Origin of the sequence: Protofrankia sp. Cas8 (assembly GCF_963555845.1) — a bacterium.
Taxonomy (GTDB): domain Bacteria; phylum Actinomycetota; class Actinomycetes; order Frankiales; family Frankiaceae; genus Protofrankia.
The window spans coordinates 1-8,052 of the sequence record NZ_CAUVXI010000234.1 but is presented as its reverse complement, the minus strand read 5'-3'; the positions used below and the strand labels follow the sequence as shown (position 1 = coordinate 8,052).

Here is an 8,052-nt window from a genome sequence, read left to right as displayed (position 1 = left end):
TCTGACGGTGGAAGTACGTGCTCGGGCGGTCGCGCTCGGGGTACTCGGCGGCCGCACCCGACGTGAGCCACAGCCAGTCGAGGTTCTCGAGCAGATAGGGGAAGTACCCGAACCCGCTCTCCACGGACACGAACTTCAGCCGCGGGTAGCGGTGGCACACCCCGCCCATGATCACGTCGCTGACGGCCTGCGCCGAGCTGGCGAAGTGCGGAGCGCTCTTGCGGACGAACGCTAGGCGGTCGGTGCGCTCCGCGAGCGCCCGCTTCGTGAGCTTCGCCCAGGCGCGCTCGCTGGACTCCTTGTCCCGCTGGCCGAACCCGATGTGGAAGTTCATCGACAGCTCGAGGTCCTGGGCCGCCGACAGGACGGGCGCCCAGGACGCGTCCGCGATGTTCGGCAGCCCGAGCCGGTTGAACAGCGCCGCGAACAGGACGCCGCGGTGACCGAGGGCGCGGCAGCGCTCCATCTCGCGCACCGACGCCTCGACGTCCCAGAACGGCAGCATCATCAACGGCACGAGGCGCCGCGGGTCGGTGGCGGCGAACTCGGCGAGGAAATCGTTGTACGCCTCCACGCAGGTCGTGGCGAGCTCGGGGCCGAGCTCGGTGAGGAACGCGTGCGCGTCGAACGCGATGACGTTCGGGTACAGGACCTGGGCCCACACGCCGTACTGGTCGAGCCGCTCGAGCCGCGCCTTGGCGTCGAAGCACGCAGGGTCGGCGTCGGCGAGCGTCGGCGGGTGCGACGGGAAATGCTCTGGCCAGCCGGCGGAGCAGTACTCGCCGACCGCGGAGAGCAGGACGTCGCCTACCTTCCAGCGTGACTCACCGGCGCTCTCGTCCCAGACCACCTTCGGGATGGCGTCGCCGAGACTGGCCGGCATGCGCGCGGTCCACAGATCCTCGGGCTCGGCGACGTGGCTGTCGACGTCGACGATCGGGACGTCCCGGACCGTGGTCATGCTCGCTCCTCTGCATCCACCGGTCGGAATACCGGCAAGTTGATCTCGGCCGTCAGTTCCTCGAAGGACACCTGGACGCGCAGCCCGATGCGGACGTCGCCCGGTGGGCAGCCGACGACACTGCTGAACATCGGGTAGCCCTCGTCGACTTCGATGATCGCCAGGACGCTCGGCACGGGGAACCCGGCCGACGGGGCGTCGTGAAGGACGGTGTAGGAGTACACCGTGCCGCGACCTTTGCTGCGCTGCCACGCGACGTCCGCCGACCGGCAGACGACGCACGCGCCCAGCGGCGGGAAGAACGCGGTCCCGCACTGCCCGCATCGCAGGTACAGCAGCTCGCCGCGCAGCGCCGCGTCCCAGTAGGGCTGCGACAGCTCCGTGGGCTGCGGCACCGGCCGCCCGGACCATGCCGTCAACGTCATGCCCGGCTCCCCAGGATCAGCGCCTCCACGTGGTGCGCGCCGGGCACGGAGTTCGTGCACACCGCCAGCTCGGCCGCCTCGACCTGCCGGTCGCCGCAGTCGCCGCGCAGCTGACGGGCACCTTCGATCACCTTCAGCAAGAGCTGGCCCATCGTCGACCACGCGTGGCTCAGCAGGCCGCCGTCGGTGTTGGTCGGAATCTTCCCGCCCAACGCGATCGCCCCGCTCTCGACGAACGGCCCACCCTCGCCCGGTCGGCAGAAGCCCAGCATCTCGAGGTTGCGGATCACCTCGAACGCCGTCGGGTCGTACACCGACAGCACGTCGATGTCGCCCGGCGTGATGCCCACCTGCGAGTAGGCCACCTTCATCCGGTCGCCCCCGAGGTTGCCGTTAACCCGGTTGAGAGCCGGGTTGTGGTGCGGGCCGTCGTCCATCTCCATGGCGCCAGCGAGGACGTACACCGGTGGTCGCTTGAGGTTGCGCGCCCGCTCGCCGCTCGTCAGGACGACGGCGACGCCGCACTGGCCGACGAGGCTGCACTCAAGCAGGTGGAGCGGCTCGGCGATCCACCGCGACGCGAGGATGTCCTCGACGGTGAAGGGGCCGCGACCGAAGTGCATGGCCTCGGGGTTGCGGTAGCCGTTGTTGCGGATCGTCGCCGCGACTTCGGCGATCTGTTCATGTGTCGTGCCGTAGTCGTGCATGTGGCGCATGGCGTTCAGGGCGAACCGATGGATCGCGCCGGAACCGCCGTATGGATGGTTGAACTCGAGAGCGGCGTGGGTGACGTCGCCGTGTCCGTCGCTACTCGTCGCCCCCGACACGAACTGCGGTCCGCCGTGGTGGATCGCGGCCATGCGGTCGCGACCCGACTGCGGCGGGCCGCCGGCGGTCGCCGTGGCAACCACCACCGTCTCGCACAGCCCGGCCTTGATGGCCGCCGCGGCGTTCAGCACGCCACGGATGCCGCCGACGTCGAGGCCCTCGTCGATCACCCAGTTCAACGTCACGCCGAGCTGACGGGCCCAGTTCGTCGACCATGCCTGGTGCGAACCGCCAGGACCGGGCCACGTAGCGCACATGCCGTTGACGTCGCTCGGCTCGAGGCCGGCATCGTCAAGCGCTGCGAGTATGGACTTCAAGGTGAGGCTGGTGGCCGTCTCGTCGGGGATGTGCTTGGCCACCCTCGGCACGGCGACGCCGACGATGGCGACCGGATCATCACGAAGCACGGTCGCCTCCGGTTGAGCGAAGGTCGTCGAGACCGACGAGCATCGGGCTGCCACCCGTCATGTTGATGTTGTGGGCGTGTGCGAGCTGATGCAGGCTGAACGCGGCATCGATGCCCTGCTTCATCCCCATGGCGTCTTCCGCCTGGTTGACGGCCATCTTCGCGAGCGTGAGGCCGAAGCTGGGCATCGCGGCGATGCGCGCGGCGATGGCGAGGGTCTGCTCCTCGAGCTCGGCGGCGTCGAACACGCGGTTGACCATGCCGACCTCGTACGCGCGCTGGGCCGAGATGCGCTCGCCGAGGAACAGGAACTCACGAGCGAACCGGCTGCCGAGCGCCCAGGGGTGGCAGAAGAACTCGATGCCGGGGCAGCCCAGGCGCACGACGGGGTCGGCGAAGAACGCGTCTGACGACGCGATGATGAGATCGCAGGCCCATGCCAGCGCAAGTGCCCCGCCGACGCATGCCCCGTGCACCATCGCGATGACCGGCTTGGGCACCTCGCGCCACCGCCGGCACATCCCGAGGAACGCGTCCTGCTCGTAGGCCATGATCCACTCAGCGCCCGGTTTGCCGTGCGGATGGCCCCAGAGGGACACGGGGTCGTGGTCGTGGTCCTGGGGCACGTCGTGGACGTCGTGGCCAGCGGAGAAGTGCGGACCGGCGCCTCGGAGGACGGCCACCCGGGCCTCGTTGTCGCGCGAGAAGCGGTAGAAGCACCCGTCCAGGGCATAGGTCATGTCGGCGCCCTGGGCGTTGCGCCGATCGGGCCGGTTGAGCGTTATCAGCGCCACCGCCCCCCGGCGCTCGTAGCTGACGTCGTCGCTCACGGCTGCTCCCGACGAGGTGCGTGCGCCATCCGACGCGCCACCCGCCATCCGCCGGCAGTGCGCACCAGCTCGTCGTGGTAGCTGGCGCTGCCGACGCGGCCCTTCGGCAGGAGCCCGATGTTCTTGCTGTAGGCCCGAGCCGTACCCGGCGCGTCGCCGTCGCTGACGACGATGTTGACGATGTTCACCGAGTACGGCTGCGTCCCGCCCTCGAACATGGTGCGGATCGCCTCGACGCCGGTCTGGCAGCCCTGGCCGAACGCGCCCGTGTCGAACACGGCGTCGGGGGTGAAGACGTCGGCCAGGTCGCCCCACGCCCGCCCGTCGACGATCTGGCCGTAGCGGCCCAGCACCTGGGTGATTTCGACGACGTCGGTCGCGTCCATGTCAGAACGCCTCCGGGTCGACCTGCACCGCGGCTGGAACCGGGTGCCGGAACAGTGCCGAGGCGTTCCGCCAGGTGATCGATGCTGCCTCGTCCGCCGGAACCGCCGCGAGCGAGCGCTCGAGCACCGCCTGGGTGTCGGGCCACGTCGAGTCCGCATGCGGATAGTCGGACTCCACGACGATGTTCTCGACACCGATGCGATGCCGCATCTCGATACCCGACGGCTCGTCGATCGCGCAGAACCAGAAGTTGCGACGGACCAGCTCCGACGGCGTCAGCTCGCTGCCGGCGAACGTGGCGAACATGTCCTCGTATTTGCGCATGTGGTCGAGTCGGTCGAGCAGCGACGGCACCCAGCCGACACCGCCCTCCGACAGGCAGATCCTGATGCCGGGAAAGCGAAGCGGCACCTTGGCGAACAGCCAGTCGACCGCGGCCGCGATGTTCGACCCGAAGAGGACCGTGACGGCCTCGGGCGGCGCTTCCGGGGACACGGTCGGCGTGGTTCCCGACGAGCCGAAGTGCAGGCAGACTACGGTCTCCGTCTCCTCGCACGCACGGAAGAAGGGGTCCCAGTAGTCGGAGTACAACGACGGCAGGCCCATCTTGTCGGGCGACTCCGTGAACGAGACGGCGCGGAAGCCACGCTCGGCGTTGCGGCGGATCTCCGCGGCTGCGACCTCCGGGTCGAGCAGCCACGGGATCTGCAGCGGGATGATGCGCCCCGGGTGCGCGGCGGCCCAGACCTCGAGGTGGTAGCTGTTCCACGCTCGAACGGTGGCGAGCGCGAGGTCGGCGTCGTGGCCGAGCTGTAGACGATAGCCGGAGAAGCCGGCGAGGAACGACGGGAAGTTCACCGACGCGAAGATCCCATTGAGGTCCATGTCATGCACGCGGGCGTCGATGTCCCACGCGCCGCGCCGCATCTCGTCGAAACGGGTGGGCTCCCAGCTGTACTCGGAGACGGGGCGGCCAGCCACGGCGTTGAAGCCGACGTTGGGCAGCTCGGCGCCGTCGTAGGCCCAGATCTCGCCGCCGTTGTCGGTGGTGACGACCCGAGGCGCCCGATCGGCGAGGGCCGACGGGAGACGCCCCACGAACATGTCCGGTGGTTCGACGATGTGGTCGTCGACGGAGATCACGGTGTATTTCCGGGGCCGACGATCGGGCTCCGGTAAGAACGTCGGGCCTTCACTCGTGCCCTTTCGGGTGACGGTGAAGTCAGTCGTCTGGATCTCATCCAGCTTGACCATCGGGTCCCTCTCCCTGACGACGGTGCATTTCCGTGGAAAGCGCATCGACGGCGAGCTCGACGGCGCGAGCGTCGATCAGCGCAGCCAACTCGACGGCCCCCGCCTGCGCGAGCATCTGGGGAAGGCGAGAGCGCAGACACCTCATCGCCCAAGGGACCATGGGACCGTTTGCGTCGGCGTCGAACGCGATCGCCCGGTTGCCGCCATCCACCGGGATGTAGTGGTAGTGCGGCGTCTGCGCGAAGCAATCGAAGCGCAGCAACTCCCTGTGCGTCGCCGATTCGCACACGTGGATCGACAGGCCGCCGTCGTCGGCGAACGCGCCGTCGTGCACGTCGTCGATGGCCGACGCCTCGCGCTGCCCGTCGGTGTATGCGGCCCGAACCGTAGCCTCGCCGAGCTCACGCTGCTCGAGCCCGAACATCACCGCCCCCGCAGGGAACCACCTCGTGCGTTCCTCGACCAGCGCTATCGGCGGCAAATCGTAGTCAAGCCCAAGTGTCAGACGCACCGATCTCCCTCTCGTCTCCCTACCGACCTCAGCTTGACTGATCAATCAGTCAAGCACAAGACGATTGAGCTGTTTGCCGCGATGGACGCGATGTCATGAGCGGAGACGCAACAGCGCCCGTACCAGTCGGCTGGGTTCACAGCGACGGTGTGCTCGCCGAGAACTTCATCCGCCCAGGTGGGGGCATCCGTCTCGGGGCACGGCGGCCGTGGCTGGTGGTGGCGCCAGGCTCTCGCGGGGGCAGCCGACGACCGCGGCACGATGATCGGCCGTGCTGTTGCGACTGGCCTACCTGCGCGTGACGAACGCGTTCGCGGTGCTGCGCTGGCACCGTGACCTGGTCAGACCTCGACACGCCGCCCAGTCCAAGCCGAAGCGTCCGGGTCGACCCAGGACCCTGCACTCCATCCGCACCCTGGTCCTGTGTCTGGCCCGGGAGAATCCCAGCTGGGGATACCGAAGGATCCACGGCGAGCTGCTCGTCCTCGGGGTGAGGGTCGACGCCTCCACCGTCTGGGAGATTTTGCAGGCCGCCGGCGTCGGCCCGGTGCCCGACCGCGGCGCCAGCACCTGGGCGGACTTTCTACGCTCCCAGGCCGACGCTCTCCTGGCCTGTGACTTCTTCGAAACCGTCGGCTCTGTTGCGTTGGCTGGACGCAGCGGTCTGGCCGGCCGGTCAGGCATGATCGAGTAGTGCCTCGTCGCCGGCGTGTCCGTCCTGTGGTTGCGGCCTCCGAGTTCGCGGGGTTCCGGTTCCCGCGCGAGGTGATCGTGCTCGGAGTCCGCTGGCACCTGCGGTTCGCGCTGTCGTACCGGGATTGGAGCGATCCCGTTTCTGTGGACAGCGGACCTGAAGTTCACTGTCTGAAAGGAAGGGTCGTCATGGGGCAATGCCGCTTGATTAAGCCGCAGGCACCCACCGAAAGGCATGATCTTCCATGCCGACCGGGGCAGCCAGTACACCAGCAAGGAGTTCGTCGACTTCTGCAAGATCAATAACGTGCGGAACTCGGTCGGACGCACCGGAATCTGTTTCGACAACGCCGCAGCAGAATCGTTTTGGGCGACCCTGAAGAAGGAGTTCATCCACCTCCACCCCTTCGACACCGTCGAACGCCTCAGAATCGGGGTCTTCGAGTATATCGAAGTGTACTACAATCGGTTGCGGATCCATTCCACGATCGACTATCTCACCCCCGTCGAGTTCGAGGAGGAATTTGACAAAAAAGGTGATTGCGCAGCATAATAAGGACTGTCCACGAAAGTGGGAACCCTCCAATGTGGGCCGGCCAGCGTCGCTACCTCGTCGCCGGTGACCCCGCCGGAGGCGGCTGGCTGCTCGGCGAACGCGATGACGCCCGGGTATGGCCCTACCCGGAAGCCGCCCGCGTGCTCTGGGCGTTTCGTACCGCGCGAGCCTGGCGGAACGAACTCGGCGTGGTCAAGATCAAACCGGTCAACCGGTCAACCGGCCGACGCCCACCCTCACACTGGACACAGACCGCTACACGCTGAACTCCACAGCGACCACCGTGACCCGGGTTGAGACGGTCATCCTCGAGGCGATGCGCCGCAGCACCGTGACGTGGCACCGTCTCACGACCGGCGGCGCACTGATCGTCAACTGGCGCGCCATCGCCGTCACCGGGGGGATGACCCGCCACGGCCCGGGACCTGTCATCAGGGTCATGTCCCGGATGAACACCGACCACCCGGGCCCCACGTCCCCGCCGGGAAAGCGCAGTCCCAGTGGTACGGCTCTGGCTCGCCTGTCCGTTCACCGCTATCCAGGGCTCGACCCCGGCCTCACACCGGCGTCGCCATCCGAGCCTCCGCCGGCGAACGTGGCGGCCTCCTCCCGAGAGCGCCGTTCGCCGTAGTCGTCGCGGAGGATGGTCTAAGGTAGGAGCCGCATCTCTGCCGGCGTGGCGCAATTGGTAGCGCACCTGACTTGTAATCTGGAGGTTAGGGGTTCGAGTCCCCTCGCCGGCTCCTTCCAGCCCCGTGCACACATCGGTTCGAAGATCAACTGCGAGCCCGGTTTGCTGAGCCAGCGTTCGACGTCGCCGGCCAGCCAGACCCAGGTGCGCTCAAAGTGGGGCGTCGCGTTCACAGCACCGATGGGCTGGGGGAAGGTCGGGGCGTGGGTGTGGCGGTAGCTGATGTTCTGGCGGGTCTGTCCGAGCAGGCGCAGCGGTTCCGGCACCCAGCCATCTTAGCTTGGCAGCAAACATGGTCACACGGGTCCGGTCGGGCGCTCAGAGCCGGGACCCGCAGACACAGCAACGGCGAAGTCGATCGAGTTGGAGGGGCGTCGGCTGCTCGGTAATCCCAGCGGGTGGCACCGCGCGGCGGCGCGGGCAACACCGCAGGGCGCACGCGTCCTTCCCGGCTTGTACGAGGGCACCGACCGGCCGACAGATGCCTCACAGAACTTGAGACGTCAACAT

Annotated in this window: 10 protein-coding genes, 1 tRNA gene and 2 pseudogenes; 6 read left to right on the top strand and 7 right to left on the bottom strand. The window is 68.0% G+C overall.

The features are described 5' to 3' along the window. From U9977_RS23575 to U9977_RS23545, 7 genes are all read right to left on the bottom strand, one after another. The coding region (locus U9977_RS23575; RefSeq protein ID WP_322751470.1) for an amidohydrolase family protein at positions 1 to 961 on the bottom strand (961 nt) is incomplete at its 3' end. Next, positions 958 to 1,386, bottom strand: coding sequence for a Zn-ribbon domain-containing OB-fold protein (locus tag U9977_RS23570; RefSeq protein ID WP_322751469.1), 429 nt, complete (start codon positions 1,384 to 1,386; stop codon positions 958 to 960). The genes U9977_RS23570 and U9977_RS23575, both read right to left, overlap by 4 nt. After that, the gene (locus U9977_RS23565; protein ID WP_322751468.1) at positions 1,383 to 2,621 is read right to left on the bottom strand and encodes a thiolase family protein; all 1,239 of its coding nucleotides are present in this window, start codon (positions 2,619 to 2,621) and stop codon (positions 1,383 to 1,385) included. Before U9977_RS23565 ends, U9977_RS23570 begins: the two co-directional genes overlap by 4 nt. After that, positions 2,611 to 3,498 carry an enoyl-CoA hydratase gene (locus tag U9977_RS23560; RefSeq protein WP_416210760.1) on the bottom strand — a complete coding sequence of 296 codons (888 nt, stop codon included), beginning with the start codon at positions 3,496 to 3,498 and terminating at the stop codon, positions 2,611 to 2,613. Before U9977_RS23560 ends, U9977_RS23565 begins: the two co-directional genes overlap by 11 nt. Then, entirely contained in the window at positions 3,447 to 3,836 is a 390-nt protein-coding gene (locus U9977_RS23555) for a nuclear transport factor 2 family protein (protein WP_322751466.1), read from the bottom strand. Before U9977_RS23555 ends, U9977_RS23560 begins: the two co-directional genes overlap by 52 nt. Before the next feature lies 1 nt (position 3,837). Continuing rightward, positions 3,838 to 5,091 carry an amidohydrolase family protein gene (locus U9977_RS23550; RefSeq protein WP_322751465.1) on the bottom strand — a complete coding sequence of 418 codons (1,254 nt, stop codon included), beginning with the start codon at positions 5,089 to 5,091 and terminating at the stop codon, positions 3,838 to 3,840. Next, positions 5,075 to 5,602, bottom strand: coding sequence for a hypothetical protein (locus tag U9977_RS23545; protein ID WP_322751464.1), 528 nt, complete (start codon positions 5,600 to 5,602; stop codon positions 5,075 to 5,077). Before U9977_RS23545 ends, U9977_RS23550 begins: the two co-directional genes overlap by 17 nt. 316 nt (positions 5,603 to 5,918) lie before the next feature. Between U9977_RS23545 and U9977_RS23540 the strand changes: the two are divergent. The 6 genes and pseudogenes from U9977_RS23540 to U9977_RS23515 all read left to right on the top strand — a co-directional run. Beyond that, positions 5,919 to 6,236: pseudogene (locus tag U9977_RS23540) on the top strand (integrase); the annotation flags it as partial. Positions 6,237 to 6,322: 86 nt separating this feature from the next. Continuing rightward, positions 6,323 to 6,421, top strand: a pseudogene (locus U9977_RS23535) (IS6 family transposase); the annotation flags it as partial. Between the two features lie 109 nt (positions 6,422 to 6,530). Then, a complete protein-coding gene (locus U9977_RS23530; RefSeq protein ID WP_322751462.1) occupies positions 6,531 to 6,848 on the top strand; it encodes an IS3 family transposase in 318 nt (105 codons plus the stop codon). Positions 6,849 to 6,880: 32 nt separating this feature from the next. Next, on the top strand, positions 6,881 to 7,117 hold the full coding sequence (locus U9977_RS23525) for a hypothetical protein (RefSeq protein WP_322751461.1): 237 nt from the start codon (positions 6,881 to 6,883) through the stop codon (positions 7,115 to 7,117). Positions 7,118 to 7,134: 17 nt separating this feature from the next. Then, a complete protein-coding gene (locus U9977_RS23520) occupies positions 7,135 to 7,482 on the top strand; it encodes a hypothetical protein (RefSeq protein WP_322751460.1) in 348 nt (115 codons plus the stop codon). A 39-nt stretch (positions 7,483 to 7,521) separates the two neighbouring features. After that, positions 7,522 to 7,594: transfer RNA gene (locus U9977_RS23515), tRNA-Thr, on the top strand. Positions 7,595 to 8,052: the final 458 nt, after the last annotated feature.

Excerpts from the sequence above, each read along its gene's own strand:
- U9977_RS23560 (WP_416210760.1), bottom strand. The coding sequence starts at position 3,498 with ATGGCGGGTGGCGCGTCGGATGGCGCACGCACCTCGTCGGGAGCAGCC.
- U9977_RS23525 (WP_322751461.1), top strand. The coding sequence starts at position 6,881 with ATGTGGGCCGGCCAGCGTCGCTACCTCGTCGCCGGTGACCCCGCCGGA.
- U9977_RS23555 (WP_322751466.1), bottom strand. The coding sequence starts at position 3,836 with ATGGACGCGACCGACGTCGTCGAAATCACCCAGGTGCTGGGCCGCTAC.
- U9977_RS23530 (WP_322751462.1), top strand. The coding sequence starts at position 6,531 with ATGATCTTCCATGCCGACCGGGGCAGCCAGTACACCAGCAAGGAGTTC.
- U9977_RS23570 (WP_322751469.1), bottom strand. The coding sequence starts at position 1,386 with ATGACGTTGACGGCATGGTCCGGGCGGCCGGTGCCGCAGCCCACGGAG.
- U9977_RS23550 (WP_322751465.1), bottom strand. The coding sequence starts at position 5,091 with ATGGTCAAGCTGGATGAGATCCAGACGACTGACTTCACCGTCACCCGA.